Genomic DNA, 19,949 nt, shown 5'->3' on the forward strand with positions numbered 1-19,949 from the left:
GCAACATCTTAATTATATGAAACCCTCATCAAGCTTGCCGCTTAAAAACCATAATATACCGATGAAAAAAATAATCAATAAAATACTTTTTACAGGAGGACTTTTCTGTCTTTTAGGAATAACTTCCTGTACTAAAGAACTCGATCAACAGCCCATTACCTCTAAATCACTTACTAATTTTCTCACAACAGAAACTGAAGTTGAAGAGTATGTTAACGCGGTTTACGGCACCTTACAGTTAAACGGCTTATACGGCCTTTACCTGCCGGCCATCGGAGAAATTCCCTCAGACAATACATTTGATGAGGTACCTGCAAACGACAGCGGGATGTATGGCCAGCTTGATCAGTTTACCACCGTTGCCTCCAATGGCATGCTTTCAGATTTATGGAAGAGTTCTTACCAGGGCATTCAGCGCGCCAATACGGTACTGAACAGGATCGATGGTATTTCTTATTCCAGCGCTGCCACAAAGCAGGCCAGAAAAGGGGAAATGCACTTTATTCGTGCCCTGCTCTACTTTAATATGGTCAGGGTATTTGGCGATGTACCACTGGTAATAAAAGAAACCACCAACCCTAACGAGTTTTTCGGGCAGGGGCGTACAAATAAAGATCTGGTATATGCGCAGATCATTTCAGACCTGACCAATGCCATACAAGAATTGCCTGCAAGTACCACTACACCGGGAAAAGCTGTTAAAACAGCTGCCCAATCTTTAATCGGGAAAGTCTATCTGACTTTGGGCAAATTTACAGAAAGCAAAGCCGTACTGGCAGATGTAGTTGCCTCGGGAAGGCACCAGTTGCTTGCTGAGCCAGCTGACATTTTCGCATTGACTAACAAGAACAATAATGAAGTTATTTTTGCAGTGCAGTTTGCATCTGGAATAAACGGAAATAGCGAAGGCAGTTCAGCTTACCAGCAGTTCAGCCCATCGGGTACCATCAGCGGCGCAAAAGGCCATAACCTGCCAACCAAAAGTTTCTATCAGTTATATAGTGCTTCGGATAAACGCAAAACAGCTTATGTTGGTCTAACCAGTGCCGGAACTCCTTTTTCTACCAAGCTGAAAGCTTCGGCAACAACACCTATAGACGGAGGCAGCAACTTTGTGGTATTGCGTTATGCAGATGTGTTGTTAATGCTGGCTGAAGATGAAAATGAGCTGGGGAATACTGAGACAGCAAAAACTTACCTGAATCTGGTACGAAGGAGAGCAGGCCTGGCCGATGCCTCACAGCAAAGTGTGGTAGAGGTAAGGGCTGCGATTGCCCTGGAGAGAAGATTGGAACTGATAGGGGAAGGCCAGCGTTGGTTTGATCTGCTTAGAACAGGTACTGCCATTTCGGTAATGAACGCCTGGTTTGCCTCGCAAAATATAACCACCAGAATTACAGACCACGATCTGCTGCAACCTATTCCGCAAGACCAGATTGATACAGATCCCGCAATTAAACAAAATCCATAAATACCATCAAATTTTAATAAAAACGAAATGAAAAGAATTATTTTACAGTTATCAATAGCATTCATTGCTTTTAGTGGGTTTGCACAATCGGTACCAGAAGCTAGTTTAAAAGAAATACTTAACCCTAGAAGCCAAAGGGTATTGGTTACTGCGCATCGCGGCGACTGGCGCAATACGCCTGAAAATTCAATCCAGGCCCTTAAAAACTGTATTGCTATGGGAGTCGACATTATGGAACTGGATCTGAAGAAAACAAAAGACGGCCATTTGGTGATCATGCACGATCAAACCATTGATAGAACCACGACAGGAAAAGGTGACGTTTCTGATTATACCCTGTCTGAAATAAAAACATTTTTCCTACGCTCAGGTTCAGGCCATCCAACTAAACACCGTGTGCCAACCTTTAAAGAAATCCTGGCCTTTGCGAAAGATAAGATCATTATTGATGTAGATAAGGGATATGATTATTATCCGCAGGTGATTAAGGAATTGCGCGAAAAGGGAATGATCGGCCAGGCCATTGTGAATGTAAAGGGAAGTACACCATTGCCCCAGATAGAGCAGGAGGTAGGTAAAATTGAGGAAGACATTACCATCATGCCAATAGTAGATATGAAAAGAGCTGATGCTTCAGAAATTATCGCAAGTTATAAACCCCATCAAAAAACCATTATCCAGGCCAACTTCAGTACCGATACCTTGTCGGTTTTAAAAAATATTGCCAGCCTGAGAACAAATTATGGTTTATGGATCAATAGCTTATGGCCAGAACAGAACGGTGGTCATGATGATGACCTGGCGGTTGAAGAAAACAAAAAAGATGAAAGCTGGGGTTGGCTGATCAGCCGTAAAGCAAACCTGATCCAGACCGACCGGCCAAAAGAACTTATTGAATATTTAAGAGCGAAAAAACTTCATAAATAGCATATTTGGTTGGATTTTGATTAAGTATAGCTAAGGATTGTATAGAGGCTGTATCATAAATTGTAATTCAATCGGATTTGTCACGTTGAGCTCAGCCTGTACTTAGCTTGACGAAGTATCGAAACGACCTGTAAGAAATCTAAAACAGGTCCTTCGACAAGCTACCATTGACAGAATCCAAAAAAAGGTCGTCATTGCGAGGCACGAAGCAATCTTAATACGCACGCTGTTAGCGATCGTTGTAAGATTGCTTCGTCGGCTGAAAAAGCCTTCTCGCAATGACGATTCCTCTCCGGAACATAGCAATAGAGCGTTCTGTTATATTGATTTTTATAAAATAAATTATCCCTCAGATTGACAGTTCAATATTTATGATACAGCTTCTTGTTTGAATTTCGTTCAGTTCAAATTTTATGAGATGGAATCAATAGTTTGAGGTTTTTCCATACTGGCTATTAAATTTAACCGCTTTCCTTTATCTTTGCCGCTAATTTAATATTCCCAGTTTGTGATTAATGTAAATAACATCTCCGTTTCATTTGGCGGAACTACCCTTTTTAGCGATGTAACCTTTTCGATAAACGAGAATGATAAAATTGCGCTAATGGGTAAAAATGGTGCAGGCAAGTCGACCATTCTAAAGATCATTGCCGATGTAGCCAAACCTACCTCCGGTAATGTAACAGGTCCGAAAGAAGCGGTGATTGCGTATTTGCCACAACATTTGCTCACTCATGACAATGTTACTGTTTTTGAGGAAACCATGAAGGCTTTTGCGGAGGTAAATCAGATGCAAAAAGAGCTTGATGAACTGAACGAGCAACTTACTATCCGTACCGATTACGAAAGTGATGATTATATGAGGCTTATTGAGCGCGTATCGGAACTAAGTGAGCAATTTTATTCGATTGAAGAAACCAATTATGATGCGGAAGTAGAGAAAGTGTTGAAGGGTTTGGGTTTTGAACGCAAAGACTTTAGCCGCCAAACTTCTGAATTTTCGGGTGGATGGCGTATGCGGATTGAGTTAGCCAAGATTTTATTAAAGAAACCTGATCTGATCTTACTGGATGAGCCTACCAACCACATGGATATCGAAAGTATTCAATGGCTGGAAGATTTCCTGATCAATTCGGCGAAGGCCGTAATGGTCATCTCACACGATCGTACTTTTGTAGATAACATTACCAACCGTACCATTGAGGTAACTATGGGCAGGATTTATGATTATAAAGCAAAATATACACATTACCTCCAGCTACGTGCTGATCGCCGTATCCACCAGTTAAAGGCCTATGAAGAACAGCAACGTTTTATTGCCGATAACCAGGAGTTTATTGATCGTTTTAGGGGAACTTATTCTAAAACCTTACAGGTGCAATCGCGTGTTAAAATGCTCGAGAAGCTTGAAGTAATCGAAATTGATGAAGTAGATACATCGGCATTGAGATTAAAGTTTCCGCCATCGCCACGTTCAGGTCAGTATCCGGTAATGGTAGAAGAACTTACCAAAACTTATGGCGATCATGTTGTTTTCGAAAAAGCATCCATGGTCATCGAACGGGGAGAAAAAGTAGCTTTCGTTGGTAAAAATGGCGAAGGTAAATCGACTATGATTAAAGCCATTATGGGCGAGATAGATTTTGAAGGCGGTTTAAAAGTAGGGCACAATGCTAAAATCGGCTATTTTGCGCAAAACCAGGCCGCATTACTTGATGAAAACCTCACGGTATTCGAAACCATTGATCAGATTCCTTTAAGCGACGGTTCAATAAAAATCAAAGACCTTCTAGGTGCCTTTATGTTTAGTGGCGATGATACGACTAAAAAGGTTAAAGTACTTTCTGGCGGCGAGAAAACGCGTTTAGCGATGATTAAATTGTTATTAGAGCCTGTAAATGTATTAATCCTGGATGAGCCCACCAACCATTTGGATATGAAAACCAAAGACATTATTAAAGATGCCTTGAAAGATTTTGACGGTACTTTAATTTTGGTATCGCATGATCGGGATTTCCTAGATGGATTGGTACAAAAAGTATTTGAATTTGGTAATAAACGTGTTCGTGAACACTTTGAAGATATCAAAGGATTCTTAGCCTATAAAAAAATGAATAGCCTGAAGGAAATTGAGCAAAGCTAAATAAGTACCGCGGTCGTCAGTCTGAGCGTAGTCGAAGACTTTTTGAGATGGATAAATCGCAAATAAATGCCCTTCGACTACGCTCAGGGTGACATCTTTTTGTGATTTATCTCTTAACTTAATGACATTGACCCTTAGCCCAGGTTTGAAAGCAGTTCTGAAGAGAGCTGCTTTTGTTTTAAGTGAATTTTTTTAAAGCTAATTTAAAATCAAATCAGACATGGTACTTGATTAAAGGTCAGTGGCTAGCATCTTTTTATATAAGCAAGACCCAATTCCGTTAAGTTAAGCACCGCGAATGGTCTCGAAGCATCGTCATTTCGACCGCAGTGGAGAAATCTTTTAAGATAGTCCAAAGATCTCTCCATTTCGCGGTGCTACATCCGATACCTATCGGATCGAGATGACGACCATTCTATCAGAATCTGTAAATGATAGAGGTTAGAATTTTTCTAAAGAACAAGAGCGGCAATTTCTTCCTCAGAGGTTTCTACCTGGCTAACATCCGTTTGGGCAGCAGCAAAATGATCGATGGTTAAATTGGTTGCTTTGCCCATAATCAAAGCATGGCGATTGGTGTTACCTTTTAATTTTAACGTACTGCTGTCGAGAATTTCAGTATACAGCCCCTCAGTACTGGTGTCAATATCGGCAAAGGCATTTCCCTTAAGAATGATCTGGAGAAATTTCGTGGTGAGTTTTGCTTCTGTTTTTACTACTGCATTTTCATCTGCCTCAATACGGTAGATATCGTTTACATAAACAATAAGTTTACACTTTTCTTTATCTTGGCTGGCAATACGTAGCACCTCGCCCTGCTGGGTAACTTTCACATTTCCAGTATTGTCATCGGCATAAGATACTCCAATCGCATTCCCCTGAACCAATACTACTTCTACATTGCCCTTTATCACAATCTTTCTAAAGTTTTGAATGTTGTAAATTAACGTCCTGTTTTTTTCTGCGGCCCTTAAATTGTTTGGAAGGATAGCTGTTAAGGTTATTAGGGTAAGTACAATGGTGATCAGCGTTTTAATTGAGGTTTTCATCTGTGTTTAATTAAATGTTATTTTTTTTATACGATGGTAGTCTGTCTGCTACTGCGAATCAGTTTGTACCAATGTTATTCATTTGCAGGGTTAACCAAGCTGGTGCCAAAATACAAATGTGTCCTTAATTGCTTCTTAAGAGGTGTTTCTGCTCATTTGCTTATCGAAGGCTGTTCATTTTCGAACAGTAAATGTGCGGCGGCGAACAGTTTTTTTATAGCGCTTATAAAGAACTCCTGTTAAGTATGGAAGTAGTTAACCTATTGATTAATAGTTGTTTGGAAAACAATGTCAATGATGGATTCAATTTATTGCCTAAAATCGGTATGAAAGACAGGGAATTTAAAAGAATTAATTGGCCGCGCAGAATCGTCATTCGATTGCTATCAGATGCGAGAAGGCTTTTTCAGCCGGCGAAGCATTCTTATAACGATCGCTACCAGCGTGGGCTTTAAGACTGCTTCTTGCCTTATAATGACGTTTATGTAAACAACTGATATTTAGTGTTATTTTTTTGACCATATAAGACATTCAAGGCCATACATACAAGCTTACATGTTCTTTGTATGATGTAAAGCTTAAAAGATTATTTAATGAATTAGATGTTCTTAGGTGTCTAAGGTGGTTAATTAAACTGCATAGTCTTTAAATTTTACGACCACCTTAGACATCTTAGCCCAATGAGTTTTGCAGGATGCAAAATCTTAAACCTAATACTTTAGAAAGTGCATATAGGATGTCATTCCTGTTTTTTTCAGGCCACAGACCTGATGGTTACTCGCAATGACGACCATTTTATTGGATTCTTTCAATGGTAACCTGTCGAAGTACTAGATTAAATAGGCCTTGGCAGGGCGTTTCGATACTTCGTCAAGCTCAGTACAGGCTGAGCTCAACGTGACAATACGAGTTGAAATTAACTTTGTGATACAGCTTCATTATGCTTAAAAAGCTTCGAGGTTCAAAATCTGTGTCTTATACGCTGCCGGAAGAATTAAGTTTCGTAACGGTTTGTTCACCTTCATTTTTCTGCTTATTTTGTATAAAGCAAGCACTGGTTTAATGGGTTTTCCTTCCCCTAGTTTAAGCAACTCATTCACTTTAAGTGGAACGATCAGTGCCTGTATTTTTCGCATTAACAGATACCTCAGCGCACCCAGGTGTTTTTTATACTGATCAAAAAGATCATGAGAAAAGCGGCTATATATTAAATTTTCCTGGAGCTGTTGTTCATGCATCATTTGCCATGCCGCAAAATCGGTTGGGAGCCCGTTTATTTTCATGCGGTATCCAACTTGATAGAAAGTGGTAAATATTTCCTCTTTTTCTGTTAAAGTGAGTTTTCTTTCCAGCACTTCGAAAGCGCGGATGGAATAATCAATCAGCATAAATAACACATCCCGGTAGGCCCAATCTGGAATTTTAGCACCTCTTCCAGCTTCAACATGCCGATGGATCATCGTAATCTGATCTATCGCTACATGGGCTTCAGTTAAAGTAGAAAATACGATTTTTTGCGCATAGGCAACCGTAGAAAAAAGTCTTCCCAATGGATCTTTAGGCAGTTTACCGGTAAAATATAACCAATCAACAGCTTTATTCAGGCTAAACTCTGCTGCGGCACCGGCAAAAATAAAAAGAATAATATCTGTATTGCCCCATATTTTCCTTACGATGGAATGTTTATCTACAAAGTCCATAATGTTCTTCCAGTATTTCAATTTTTTTGATGTTAATGCGGCATAATATCAATGGGATAATTCCGAGAATGCAAAAAGAACAATCGATCATTTGCCAAAATACCGGGATATGACGGATATTTCCCGCAATTATAGCCAATGGTATAATCGCAATACAACAGATCATACCAAATTCGATCACCCATTTGTTTTTTACAGGGTCTTTTAGTGGGCCGATAAAAAGTACGGCCAACATGAGATGGGCAAAAGCCAGCCAATCGGTGCCATAACTTAAAAATGGATAGCTTAGGTTAGTCGCTTTAATGGCCTGATAAACCGTTCTAAGCCAGGTTTTAAGGCTAATTGGGTATGTTTCACTGTGTTTAACCAAATAAGCTATTTCGGTTTCTAACGGAAAAGCCGTTAATCCGCTTATCGCCAATCCAGCAATAATTGTACAGATATATATTTTGACGTGTAACCTTAGTTTTTGTTCTTCCGTATTCATCGCTTGCCAGTTAAATAATGTTGATTTGCCAGTAATTGCATCACTTGATGGTGAAGGTCTTTACGATTGTTCGCATTTACGTTTACCAGATAAAAAAGCTTTGATCCTGTTGCTCCAGTCCATCTCCAAAATAGCTGATCAATGCTCTTAACCGTGCCATTGTCGAACCACCAGGCAGCATAAATCCGATCAGTTCCTTTGCTGAGGATGGCAGTGTAAATTTCAGTATTGGCTACTTTTTCTTTTTTAATATTATTAAAATTATAACCACTGCCTGTCCAACATAGTTTAGGGTCATGCCCGGGAACATAAAATGCCGCAGGCTTGATATAGATCAGGGCTTCGTTATTTTCGAACTTGGATATTCCTGTTTCCAATTGCTTCTTCTTAAAGCCGGATAATTGAATTTGATTGTTAATAGGCGTCAATTGATCCGCTTTTATAATATTTCGGGCAATAAAAATAAGCAAAGCCAATAAGGTGATATGTAATAACTGAAACCTGATATTATAACTTACTGAGCTGCTTTGATTAGAAAGCTGTTTGACCGTCGAAAAGCGTTTGATTATAGCTTTCGATATAAATATTAACGGCAAAATAACATAAATAGACAAGCAGATTAGCCCGATCGCATCATGAGAAATGGTACCAGGCATACTTTTGAAAAATACCAATAACAAGATCCTGAAAAAATTGCTGCAGATGTTTAATCCGATAGTTAGGAAAAACAGTCCGCCAACCAGTATAAATCGTAACTGCTTATCTGTCTGTTTTTGGTAATATACCAATAAGAATAAACAGATGATGAGCGAAATAACGAGCATATTTAAGCCTGCGCAGGCCGGATCTACTGCAAAACTATGTTTTTCGAGTTCGATAATGTTCCCAACGGCAGTAGCTTGCATGCCTATTGCATTAAGAAGCGCTGTTACTTTGGTGGTAAGCCATAAGCGGATGGGGAAATCGACAATGGAAATAAGATATTTAAATACCGGAGAAAGGAGAAAAAGTAAAAACAAAAAAGCTTCGCTTAACTTGCCCAGGCTATTTTCTATAAATAATAATGTCGCAAATAACAACGCAATAAGAAAGAAGGTCTTAACTGGTATACAAATAGCAAAAACAATTGCTATAACAGCAGGGATTAAGTACCTTAAAGAGAATTGACCGCTTTTAAAGTTGCAGATAAATGGAGATAACAGGAGTCCTGTATATAAATTTATACCCCAGTTTAAAAAGCCAGGTAGAAACCATAATAGTATAATAAAATACACGAAACTTATTCCCACTAACATAAAGGGAAAGACTGGTTTTTTGAGATTGATAGCTAACATACAATAGCCTTTTTATCTTTCCTTTTAAAAAACATATAGCTAATAAAGCTCAAGCAAAGGGCAAAAAGTGCCCACTCGTGTGGCTCTGGTACGGCACCCGATGATTTCATTGAAGCATTTTTTAAACTGTTTTTGTTCTCCTCAATATTAAAACGATCATAATCTTTTTGTGTTTCGAGTACGATTAAGCTCGATACAGGTGATACAATGAAAGCTTGCTCTGCCTCTGCAACTAAATCTGGTTTGATGTAATTTTTCGAGAAAAAATCCGGGCCTACTTTTTTCATAATATCATTATAGGCAAATAAGCGTAACAAATGATCAGGGGCATTTTGAGTCTGTACATTATCTGCTTTTTTTATCATTAAAGCTGCATCTTCAATTACAACAGTTTGCTCGTTTTCTTGATTCTGTATAAATAAATGATTGGCCATTAATTTGTCCAGAGCTTCCATACTTCCAGACGCATAGTTAAATACCCGAAGTTCTTTTAATGCTTTCAGATATGGGCTTTCTAATATTCCCAGGTTAAAAAAATGGATCTGTTTTGGCACTTTTAAATAATTTACAAGTTCCTTGCTAAAATGGCTATCCCCCAGGTCGTTTAGGTTAGGGGTTTGTACACCTCCCTTCGATACAAGTAATGTTTTTTCGGGAGCGCTTATTTCCTGGATCGGAAACAAGCTAAAAGTGTAGCCAGAAAGTTTGTTAAACAGCTCTTCGCGGTTTTGCGGTGTAAGTTTAATCATCGCACGATCGAAAACATAGACAGGTTTTTCTTGCGCCATCATGCAAACCGAATCGAATTCTGCTTTACTCCAGCTACGGTTAATGTCCAGATATATGCAATCTGGACTAAATGAGTTATATTTTTTATTGTAATTGGCGAGTTGATAACTGCTGCCAGCAAAAGAGAATGCTGCCGTTGATAATGGAGGTGCCAAACATGAAATACTTGCATTCAATTGCTGTTTTTCTTCAGATAAATAAACATTCCGATCCATTTCTTTAAAAGATTTGGGTAGTTTTAATCCCGTTATATTGCCTGAATAGGTGAGTTGGGTAGTTTCTAAAACATTGCTGGCAACCGGACCCTCAAAAAATATCGGTTGATAGATCAGCTGCTTTCCTTCTTTCCGGAGCGGGCTGGTTATACCAATCTTAAACTTGCGATTTTCCTTAGGCGTGCAAGGAAATACCCGTATTGTGATGGTATTGCCCTCTTGCCAATGAATTACAGAAGGATCACGTTGTTCTACACCTACAATGGTATTATAAGCAGAATCTGCTTTAGCTTTTGTAGTCAACCTCGATTTTTCTTCTTTTCCCGCTATCCATAACGATAATGAAGAAACTACCGAACCCTCTGAAAGATTAAAAGTGTAAATAGCTTCCTGACTGCTCCAGGAGGACTTAGCATTGTTTTTAATCAATACTGTTTTTTCGGTATAAGCCATTCGATAGGCCGGAAATAATTTAATGTTATTGATTGTAATTATGGTTTCGAGGTAGTCACCTGCCCATAAACGCTCTTGCGCCTGATGCCTTGCCCGATGTAATGATTTTAAAATATTGATTCTTTCTTTTTCATCGAGGTTAGGTTTTTTAAACAATAGTGTAGCAATCACCACCAATGGATCATGTTGTTGTTTCTCGTCAAATGATCTGTTAGGCATCCCCCCAAAAAAAAGATGGTCTATATCCGCTTCGTGATACACGAATCCTGTTTTCAATAAACGTTCGGTAACAAAAGTTGGTTCAAGTTGCTGGCCCACTTCAACCCATGCAGGCAATTTCGAATCATTCAGACTATTTCTATTGATTATCGAGTTTATTTTTTCACTGGTTTGTTGCCATTTTAATGAGAAAAAGGTTAGTACGATAAGGGGTAATAGGCAACCAGCTGCCGTTGGATACCACAATTTTCTATCGATGCGTATGGCCTTTGTGATAAGGGCAATGGTAATGATGGTTAAAAATAAAGGAACATAAGTATGAATTGAAATGCCTAAAGCCACTAAACCAATTAAACTGATGAAATAGAGCGGAAATAGAAATATTGAATAATAAATAAAAAGCATCAGGGCTAATCCAACAAAAAAGAAGAGGATATACCTGAATTTTTGTAAAAGGACCAATTTAAAGTTCGAGGCAAGGATTAGCGTAACAACCGACAGGATAATCCATATTGAGCACCATGTTACTGAGCTATCAAATACATTCATTTCGCGGTTTAAACTAAATGCGCTAATGAATAATAGAATGAGTAATAAAACCGTATGGTGTAATTTTCCTTGCCCCCAATGCCATTTATAATTCGAAAAAAGATGTACAATTAAACATATTTGATAAACTGCAGAAAGGGCATAGTTAACAAAAAATACACCTGTACTATTTTCCTGTTCGATATTGATGGTTAATCCAAAAATGATTGCAGAAATGGCTACCATAATTAATCCGCCAAAGTATAGGGGATCCTGTGAGCGTAATTTATTCAATTGATTCATGTTTTTGGTTTTTAAAGTGCTTTGTATTTCAAAGTTACTATGGATAAAAAAACAGCTTCGTTGATGTTTTGTAAAGTGCTTTGTTTTTCAAAGTAAAAGCTAAAAACTGAATATTCCAAAAAAAGTTGAAGATTTTCGACATGATCATTTTTTTATCTTCTTGTATTGAAATTGGAAATAGGGAGCCAGTTGTGCTTAAAGATGGTGGAGCAGGGGGGCTACTTGAAGTGAATTTACACCAGGTAAGGGTATAATTTAAAAAGCAAAAGCGCCAGCATCGCGCTGGCGCTCTTGTTATCATTAACTAAACTAAATCAACGCACTGCTGATAGCAGTTGTTTCATTCGTTAAACAAATATCCTTCCGATTAACAATTAAAACGAAGATGGTTGTTAAATAGGGAAAATGTCCTGTTGAGTGGGTTTTTGCGGAATTTAATTTCGTTTGTAGTTTTAATTATACTTTTAAGCAAAATTTTGTTCTTTTTTTTATGATCTGCATAAGGGTTTAATAGAGAGTATTCATATATTTGGGTATTCATTATAAAACTAAGCCTAAAAGAAATAAATAGACTAATCACTATAATGGAATTATACACTCCTGACCAAACTGACAGAGATATTTTAGCACTTTTACAGAAAGATGCAAGGCTAACCTACAAAGAACTTGCCGCTATACTACATCTTTCAAAATCTCCGATTCAGGAACGTGTAAAACGACTGGAACGTTTAGGGTTCATTTCTTCTGTGGTGGCATTAATTGATCCTAATAAATTCGGCAACTGTATGATCTGCTATCTGCAGGTTCAGCTTACCAATCATTCTGTTAATACCTTCAGGTTATTTCAGCAGGAGGTAAGCAAATTCGATGAGGTATTGGAATGTTACCATACTACAGGCGGCTTTGATTTTATGTTAAAGGTTGTTGCCAGAAATATGATCGCTTATAACGATTTTCTAACCAATAAATTTGGTCGTTTAGATAACATAGGTACCCTGAATAGTTCACTTGTAATTACACAGGCCAAACGCGAAACTGCTCTGCCTGTTTAGGGCTTAAAATAATATATTTACTTTGATGATCTCTAACCGATCAACCTAATGTAAACTTGATCGAAAACTGTGTTTCGTTAGGTTGTATTGTTTTTAGCGAGAAATCAAAGTTATGGTTTAAAAGAATTTCGCGCACTAAGGTCAATCCAATTCCCTGTCCATCTTTTTTAGTGCTGAAGAATGGACTGAACAGCTGTTCAGTATCTTGTTGTGAGATTCCCTTTCCGGTATCTGAAATGGTGAGCATTTGCTTAGACTGATCTAACGTTAATGTAATTTTTCCTGTATTTTCGATGGCTTCAATTGCATTTTTAATAATATTGATCAGTGCCTGTTCCATTTGTTCAACATCGGCCGAGATAAAATAGCTTTCATGGGTACTTTCGAAATCAATTTTAATATTTTTTTCGTTTGCCTGAAAATACATAAGTTCAGTAACCGATTTTATCAGCTCAACCAGGTTTATTCTTTTTCTGTTTGCCGCTGGTAGTTTAACCAGATCAGCAAAGTTGCGCATAAAAATATTTAGGTTCTGATTCCTGTCTGCAGCAACCTTTAACGCATTTTTCAAGGAATAGTCCTGTTGGTTTAGCCACAGATTTTGTTGCGATAGCGCGGTATTGATGATCGAATTTACGGGTCCTATAGTATTGTTTACTTCGTGTGCCATCATTCGGATCACTTTATTGTACACACCTTTCTCTGCCGCAAAAATTTCGGCGGTTACCTCTTCTATCATGATAAATATACGCTCAAAACCCCGGTCAATAAATCTTGATTTCTGGATCTTGTAGGTATGTAGCCCGTTAACGCGCACTACTTTAGAACTGCATGTTTTTATTTCATGTATCTGGTTTTCAATTAGATGTTGGTTGTTGGCTAAAATTTCGATAGCTTTTGGGTTAATCTGTTTAACCTGCTTATCGTAATCCAATATAATAATGCCGGTAGGCGAGGTTTGAATCAGTTTTTCGAGAAAAAAGTGCTGTTCTTGTTGTTTGGTCCGTTCGGTTCTAAGTTCATCGATCATCCGGTTGTAAACATCTACCAGTTCATCTACTTCCTTTTTGCCGGTAGACAGAAACTTAACATTAAAATCTTTGTCCTTTATTGCCGAAACACCCTGACTCAAATAGCTAAGCGGCGCAATTAACTGTTCGTATAAACTCAGCGAAATCAATATTGAAATGATAATAAATACCTCAGCAACTAAGAAAATAAGCTTATTTTCTTTGAAAATGAAGTAGCTCATCACCAGACAGATCAGGTGGAGCAGCACTAAAAAAAGGATATATTTAGTCTTCAGTTTCATTAAAAGGGATTTGATATTTTTCTAACCGCCGGTAAAGTGCATTTCGGGTAATGCCCAAAGATGCAGCAGCTTTTGTAATCCTGTTTTTATGGAAATTCATCGCTTGTTTAACCATTTCAGCTTCCATCTGCTCTAAAGTCATCGTGCCAACGCCAGGCAATTTTACTTTTTCGTTCCTTAAAGGGGATAAACTCAATTGAGATTGAAATTCATCGACTCCCAATTCATTTTTATGGCTGATCAATACTGTTCGTTCTACCAGGTTTTTTAACTGCCTGATGTTTCCTGGCAAGGCAAGTTGTTGCAACCAGCGCATTGCCGCTGAGGAGATGGATAAATCAGGACGGTTATAAATCTCTTTCATGTTGTTAATGAAGAAATTTACAAGTAATGGAATATCTGATGGACGTTCTCTTAAAGCAGGCAGATGAATGGTAATTAAATTGATCCGGTACAATAAATCTTCTCTGAACAGACCCGAAGCCACCATTTCATTCAGGTTTTTATTGGTGGCACAAACTACCCTGGTATCAACCGTTTTGGTGCGGCTGCTGCCCAAAACCTCGTAAGTTCTGTCTTGCAGTACCCTTAGTAGTTTTACCTGACTCGAAGCTTCCAGATCGCCAATTTCATCCAGAAATATAGTACCCTTATTTGCCATTTCAAAACGGCCGGTTCTGTCAAAACGGGCATCAGTAAATGCACCCCGGACATGGCCAAACATTTCACTCTCAAATAAAGAGGAAGAAATGCCGCCCAGGTTTACTTTTACAAAGGCTTTACTCATGCGGTTGCTGTTTTCATGGATGGCTTCCGCAATCAGTTCTTTACCCGTTCCACTTTCACCTGTAATCAGAATTGAGGCATTGGTAGATGCTACACGGCCAATAGTTTCTAGAATGGCCAGCAAACCCGGATCTTCCCCAATAATTTGCTTAAAATTATATTTTTTATCGAGCTCTTTTCGGCTTCTTGATATTACTTTTTTGCCGTTTAACTGTAGTAACGTTTCTACCGACTGTAATACATAGTCATTATTCCATGGTTTATTGATAAAATCATTTGCACCCAGTTTCATTCCCTGTACAGCAAGTTCGATGCTTGCCCATCCAGTAATCAATATTATAGGCACAGCTGCATCAAAAGTCCTAATTTTTTTGAGCAGGTCCATACCTTCTTTGCCCGAAGTACCAATAGAAAAGTTCAGATCCAGAATAATAAGTTCAGGCTTTTGGGTTTTTACCACCTCAAAAGCCTGAACAGGACTATCTGTACTCACAATTTCATTTCCAGTGTTTTTTAAAAGAAGCGAAAGTGAAGTGCGTACAGCTATATCATCATCAACAATTAATATCATATGCGAAGGTAAGATAAGTTATTCTTCATGCAATGCAACAGCAGGGTGGATGCTGGCAGCCTGTTTACCGGGATATAACGAACAGAACAAAACCAGTAGATAAATGAATGCCACCGATAAGAGCATCGCAATGATATAAACACTTGCAGGAATATTAAAAACACTCAGTAATGGGAATTGGATAGCAAAGAAACAACCAACCAGTAAGGACATGGTAGCCAATATAATCGCTTCCATAACCAATTGATAAGAGACCGATCGGCCGCTTGCACCGATGGCCCTGCGCAAGCCGATTTCTCCCTTTCTTTTATTGATATTATACCACAAAACGCCAAATAAACCCAATGCAACATTAATAATCAGAAAACTGGCAATAATGATAAAAATAACCATTGGGATAATGGTTTGCTTATTTCTCTTATCGCGCATTTCATCTACATGTTGTATTTCCACTGCGTTATGTGTAGAGGTTGCCATAAATTTATACAATTTACTTTCGAAAGTGGCGTCTGCACTTTCGCGTACTTTAATTAAAACCGTACCAGTCCACCTTAGGTAACCTGTATCTAAAGGGCTGAACAAAGCATTACTGCCAGGCTGGAAATCGCCGTTCGCTTTAATATCAGCTACTACGCCAATAACCTTTAATTTGTTTCTGTCATCAAAATCGCCAATAAACTTTCCTATTGCTTTTTGTTTTCCAAACATCTCATTTTTTAAGGTTTCATTAATAATAACCCCTTTGTTTTTGCTTACCGCATCTTCCGGTAAAAACCACCTGCCTTCGAGTAAAGAAACGTTCCATACTTTCTGATAATCATTGCCGACCATGTAATTACTCACACGATCGTATTTTCGTCTGTTATGTGTGAGTCCTGTACTCATAAAACTATCTGAATAGGGATAATTAGAACTTGAAAGGGAGATACTTTCGATTTGCGGCATGGCTTTTAATGACTTAGTGAGATTATCATAAAAAGTAACCAGCGAATCGCGGTTTTTTGGAAGCTGGCCATTACCGTAAGCAACCGACCAAACTCTTTTATAATCGAAACCAAGTGGCTTGCTATAATTCTGGTAATAATAAGTGAGGTAAGAAAAAACCGCAAATATCACCAGAAAGGAAATCAGGATTTCGGAAAGGAAAAGAAAATTCTGTTTCCTTTTATTCCATATCAATTTAAATAGGTGTTTAAACATCATAATATCTTTTAGGCTTTAAGGGCTTTAACTACATTCAATTTCGACATCCGCCAGGCTGGATAAACACCAGAGATGAGTCCGAAAAATACGCAGGCAAGGAAACTATAACACAGTACTGCGAAATTCATTGTAAGGTGCATGTTGGAAAGAAAATCGGATTCATTAATGAGCGCAATAACAATGAGCGACAGGATTATGCCGATAAATCCACCAAGAAAGGTAAGGATCATATTTTCTACAATAAACTGGTAAACCAATGTTTTTGAAGAGGCACCAAAGGCTTTACGGACACCGATTTCAGACGAGCGTTCCATAATCCTGGTGATGTTGATATTAACCAGGTTGATGGTTGGCAGTAACAAGAAAAGCAGTACAAACCCGCCGGCCAAAGTAATTACTTTTGCAACTGCACCATTTGTAGAATTGCCTCCGATTCTTCTGCTAATGCTGGTAAAAAACGGATCGGCATTACAGTACAGTTTATCAAAATCCTTAGGAATTGGTACTTTCTTGATCATCTGGTTAAATTCCTTTTCTAGTTTAGGAAGATCAGCTTTGCTTTTTGCGAGCAGAACTGCATTGTAAGCACCCATTACATCAGTGTTGTTGCGATTTTCTTTTGCAATACTGTAAGGTAAATACATATCGCCATTAAAATTCCGGACTGTTTCTGATACATTTTCAACTACTCCAATAACCCTGTAATTGATGTTGTCTGCAGAAATAAATTTGCCCACAACCGATTTTTCATCGCCAAAATAAGCTTCTTTCGTTTCTTTCGAAATTACCGCAACCAATTCTGCATTATGGATTTCCTTTTGTGAAAATGCTTTTCCTTCCAGAAATTTATATTCCAGTACATTCCAATAATCTGCGTTGGTGTATTGATAGCCTATAACCAGTTTTTTATTGTTTACATAAGCATTAGATGCTTTCGAACCAGAGGTAATGGCCATTTTTTGCAGGTTTTTTAAGGTAGCTACATAATGTTCCAGAAAATAAACAGAAACATTACTGCTGTTCATCCAACCTTCTTTGGAATTTTTGATTTCAATCCTTTCTATGTATAATGAACGTTCTCTTTTATAATCGGGGTAATCCGGACTGATCATTTTATCAGCCAGTGCGGTAACCACCATCAAAATGGTGAGTGTAAAGCTAATCCCGAACAGGCTGATGAAAGTGAAGAATTTTCTCCGTTTCAATACAGCCAGTGCTATTTTAAAGTAGTTTTTTAGCATAATTTCGGGTTATTGAACTTGTGAACCATCAAACAGACGCACCAGACGGTGTGTTTTATGTGCCATGCTTTCATCATGTGTTACCATAACAATGGTGGTGCCTTCGTTTTTATTCAGGTTGATCAGGATCTCCATAATCTCGTTTCCCATGGCACTATCTAAATTTCCGGTGGGTTCATCGGCTAAAATAATCTGTGGATTGCCAACAATAGCCCTTGCAATGGCCACACGCTGCCGCTGACCGCCCGAGAGCTGTGTGGGGAAATGTTTTAAGCGGTTACTTAAACCAACTTTTTCTAAAGCTGCAGTAGCAAGCACTTTTCGTTCTTTGGCTGATGAAGTGCGGTACAGTAGTGGTAATTCTACATTGTCCAATACCCGCAAATCATTGATCAGGTGATAACTTTGAAAGATAAAACCCAGTTTTTGGTTTCTGAATTTTGCCAGTTTCTGATCAGAGAACCGGCTGATATCCTGTTCGTCGATTTTAATGTTTCCTTTTGATGGCTCATCCAGTAAACCCATGATGTTCAGGAGCGTACTTTTACCACAGCCCGATGGACCCATGATCGAAAGAAACTCACCTTTAGCAATATCCAGGCTGATTCCGTTGATGGCAAGTGTTTCTACCGTATCGGTCCGGTAAACTTTTTCAATGTTTTGTAAGCGAATCATAGTGTATAATTAGTAATTAAGATTTATTAATAGGTTATTTTTCTGTTTTTTTCGAAATCGTAAAGCGAGAGGTAACGAAGCTGGTAGTAAGCACCCCAGAAATCGCGCAGGGAGGAAACATAATCGCGTTTAGCCCTGTCGTTTTCCTGAAAGGCGATACTGAGGTCGGTAATGCTCAGGTTGCCCAAAACGTACCGCTCGCTGGCAATTTTGTATTTTTCGGCGGCAATATTTTCAGCTTGATCAGTAAGCAGAATCTGTTCTTTCATCATGTTGAAAAGCGTTACCTGCGTTACAATCTGTTGTTTAAACGTCTGTTTATCCTGCTCTACAGCATAGGTAATAAATTGCTCGTTGGCCTGAGCAGTTTTGGTCCGCGATTTAGATCTTCCCCAATCCATTACAGGAATAGAAAGTTTTAATTCGACAGATTGCTGATTTTTTGGCGAACGATAAATGTCGAAAGCGCTGTTTGCCGCATTAGAGAAACCAAGGTTAGCATTCAAGGTTGCAACTAAGCCATTTTCACCTTTTGCTTTTGCTACATCTCTTTTGGCTTCTGCCAAACGGCGGATAAAGCCAATAGCATCCGATCGGTTTTCGAAAGCCTCGGCCAAAACTTTTTCTGTAATTACGGTCATTTGAGCCACTACTGCAGGCATCTGCAATTTAATCCTGTCGTCGCCTTCCATGCCAATGTAGCTCCGCAAGTTTAAGGTGGCAATTTCTACATCGCGTTTTGCGGTACCTACTGCCTTCTGCGCATTTAAAACTTCTAACTGAAGCTGTAACATTTCGTTTTTAGAGATTTTGCCCAATTCGAATTTTGTACCGGCAATGGTTAAAATGCGTCTGGTATTTCCATAATTTAAATCGGCAATGTTCAGGTTAACCTGTGCCAGTAACAAATCGAAAAAATACTCTGTAACCGTTATGGCGATTTTTTCCTGTGTTTCTATAAAGACCTGTTTGCTTTCATTGAATTTTAAGGGTTCTATTTTCTTATCCCATTTTAGGCTGTTAAACTGTAATAATGGCTGCGTATAACCAATGCCGTAGGGGATCCCGTTGTACAGCACACTGTTCCTGTCAAAATCGTCAAAACGTTGGAGCTGTGTTGTTCCATAAACAGTTCCTCCGGTGGCGGCAATGCTCTGACTAAAATTTAATGTCAATGAGGAGTTATCGTAGTGTACCGGTTGAAAAAGTATACTTCCATTAGGCTGTTGAACCTGCGTGTAGGTTTTGGTGTATCCCGGTAAAATTCCTTCCAGTGCGAGTTGTGGTTGGTAATTGGATTTAAATGTGCGCCACTCCCAGTATTTGGTTTCCTTTACGGTGATGGCCTGTTTGGCGGCAATAGAATTTGCCTTCGCCATTTCCACAACCTGTTGTAAGGTGAATTGCAGGGTGTCAGTTTTTGGAAATGCGAAACCCTTCAAAGTAACTACAATCAATAAACCCATAAATAAAAATTTCCCTCGCATAGAC

General features: G+C 38.6%; 15 protein-coding genes. 4 read left to right on the forward strand and 11 right to left on the reverse strand.

What is annotated here, in order from left to right:
• Window positions 1-61 precede the first annotated feature (61 nt).
• The 3 genes from IM793_RS20610 (at window position 62) to IM793_RS20620 (ending at window position 4,541) form a co-directional block, all read left to right on the forward strand.
• Window positions 62-1,471 carry a RagB/SusD family nutrient uptake outer membrane protein gene (locus IM793_RS20610; protein WP_193424633.1) on the forward strand — a complete coding sequence of 470 codons (1,410 nt, stop codon included), beginning with the start codon at window positions 62-64 and terminating at the stop codon, window positions 1,469-1,471.
• A gap of 27 nt (window positions 1,472-1,498) precedes the next feature.
• Complete coding sequence (locus IM793_RS20615) at window positions 1,499-2,398, forward strand: glycerophosphodiester phosphodiesterase family protein (protein ID WP_193424635.1); 900 nt, start codon at window positions 1,499-1,501, stop codon at window positions 2,396-2,398.
• A gap of 508 nt (window positions 2,399-2,906) precedes the next feature.
• Window positions 2,907-4,541 carry an ABC-F family ATP-binding cassette domain-containing protein gene (locus IM793_RS20620; RefSeq protein ID WP_193424637.1) on the forward strand — a complete coding sequence of 545 codons (1,635 nt, stop codon included), beginning with the start codon at window positions 2,907-2,909 and terminating at the stop codon, window positions 4,539-4,541.
• A gap of 452 nt (window positions 4,542-4,993) precedes the next feature.
• Here the strand turns inward: IM793_RS20620 and IM793_RS20625 are convergent, their stop codons facing one another.
• The 5 genes from IM793_RS20625 to IM793_RS20645 all read right to left on the reverse strand — a co-directional run bounded on the left by IM793_RS20625 (window position 4,994) and on the right by IM793_RS20645 (window position 11,618).
• Window positions 4,994-5,590, reverse strand: coding sequence for a GIN domain-containing protein (locus IM793_RS20625; protein WP_193424639.1), 597 nt, complete (start codon window positions 5,588-5,590; stop codon window positions 4,994-4,996).
• A gap of 944 nt (window positions 5,591-6,534) precedes the next feature.
• The gene (locus IM793_RS20630; protein WP_227256334.1) at window positions 6,535-7,311 is read right to left on the reverse strand and encodes an oxygenase MpaB family protein; all 777 of its coding nucleotides are present in this window, start codon (window positions 7,309-7,311) and stop codon (window positions 6,535-6,537) included.
• A complete protein-coding gene (locus tag IM793_RS20635) occupies window positions 7,274-7,777 on the reverse strand; it encodes a hypothetical protein (protein ID WP_193424641.1) in 504 nt (167 codons plus the stop codon). Before IM793_RS20635 ends, IM793_RS20630 begins: the two co-directional genes overlap by 38 nt.
• Window positions 7,774-9,111 carry an exosortase N gene (gene xrtN, locus IM793_RS20640; RefSeq protein ID WP_370629836.1) on the reverse strand — a complete coding sequence of 446 codons (1,338 nt, stop codon included), beginning with the start codon at window positions 9,109-9,111 and terminating at the stop codon, window positions 7,774-7,776. Before xrtN ends, IM793_RS20635 begins: the two co-directional genes overlap by 4 nt.
• Window positions 9,105-11,618 (reverse strand): XrtN system VIT domain-containing protein, encoded by a 2,514-nt coding sequence (locus IM793_RS20645; protein ID WP_193424645.1) that lies wholly within the window; start codon window positions 11,616-11,618, stop codon window positions 9,105-9,107. Before IM793_RS20645 ends, xrtN begins: the two co-directional genes overlap by 7 nt.
• Window positions 11,619-12,202: 584 nt before the next feature.
• On the opposite strand from IM793_RS20645, the gene IM793_RS20650 reads away from it, so the two are divergent.
• On the forward strand, window positions 12,203-12,670 hold the full coding sequence (locus tag IM793_RS20650; protein WP_132399798.1) for an Lrp/AsnC family transcriptional regulator: 468 nt from the start codon (window positions 12,203-12,205) through the stop codon (window positions 12,668-12,670).
• Window positions 12,671-12,710: 40 nt separating this feature from the next.
• Here IM793_RS20650 and IM793_RS20655 read toward each other — a convergent pair whose 3' ends face one another.
• Genes IM793_RS20655 through IM793_RS20680 form a run of 6 tightly spaced genes read right to left on the reverse strand, consistent with a single transcriptional unit; the run spans window position 12,711 to window position 19,945 of the window.
• A complete protein-coding gene (locus IM793_RS20655; RefSeq protein WP_193424647.1) occupies window positions 12,711-13,982 on the reverse strand; it encodes a PAS domain-containing sensor histidine kinase in 1,272 nt (423 codons plus the stop codon).
• A complete protein-coding gene (locus IM793_RS20660; protein ID WP_193424650.1) occupies window positions 13,966-15,339 on the reverse strand; it encodes a sigma-54 dependent transcriptional regulator in 1,374 nt (457 codons plus the stop codon). The genes IM793_RS20655 and IM793_RS20660 overlap by 17 nt, the downstream gene beginning before the upstream one ends.
• An 18-nt stretch (window positions 15,340-15,357) precedes the next feature.
• Window positions 15,358-16,542: an ABC transporter permease gene (locus IM793_RS20665; protein ID WP_227256335.1), complete on the reverse strand. Its 1,185-nt coding sequence runs from the start codon at window positions 16,540-16,542 to the stop codon at window positions 15,358-15,360.
• Between the two features lie 8 nt (window positions 16,543-16,550).
• Window positions 16,551-17,783 (reverse strand): ABC transporter permease, encoded by a 1,233-nt coding sequence (locus tag IM793_RS20670; RefSeq protein WP_193424652.1) that lies wholly within the window; start codon window positions 17,781-17,783, stop codon window positions 16,551-16,553.
• A 9-nt stretch (window positions 17,784-17,792) separates the two neighbouring features.
• Window positions 17,793-18,458: an ABC transporter ATP-binding protein gene (locus IM793_RS20675; RefSeq protein WP_193424654.1), complete on the reverse strand. Its 666-nt coding sequence runs from the start codon at window positions 18,456-18,458 to the stop codon at window positions 17,793-17,795.
• Between the two features lie 26 nt (window positions 18,459-18,484).
• Window positions 18,485-19,945: a TolC family protein gene (locus IM793_RS20680; RefSeq protein WP_193424657.1), complete on the reverse strand. Its 1,461-nt coding sequence runs from the start codon at window positions 19,943-19,945 to the stop codon at window positions 18,485-18,487.
• Window positions 19,946-19,949 lie beyond the last annotated feature (4 nt).

Source organism: Pedobacter sp. MR2016-19 (genome assembly GCF_014947265.1).
Lineage (GTDB): Bacteria > Bacteroidota > Bacteroidia > Sphingobacteriales > Sphingobacteriaceae > Pedobacter.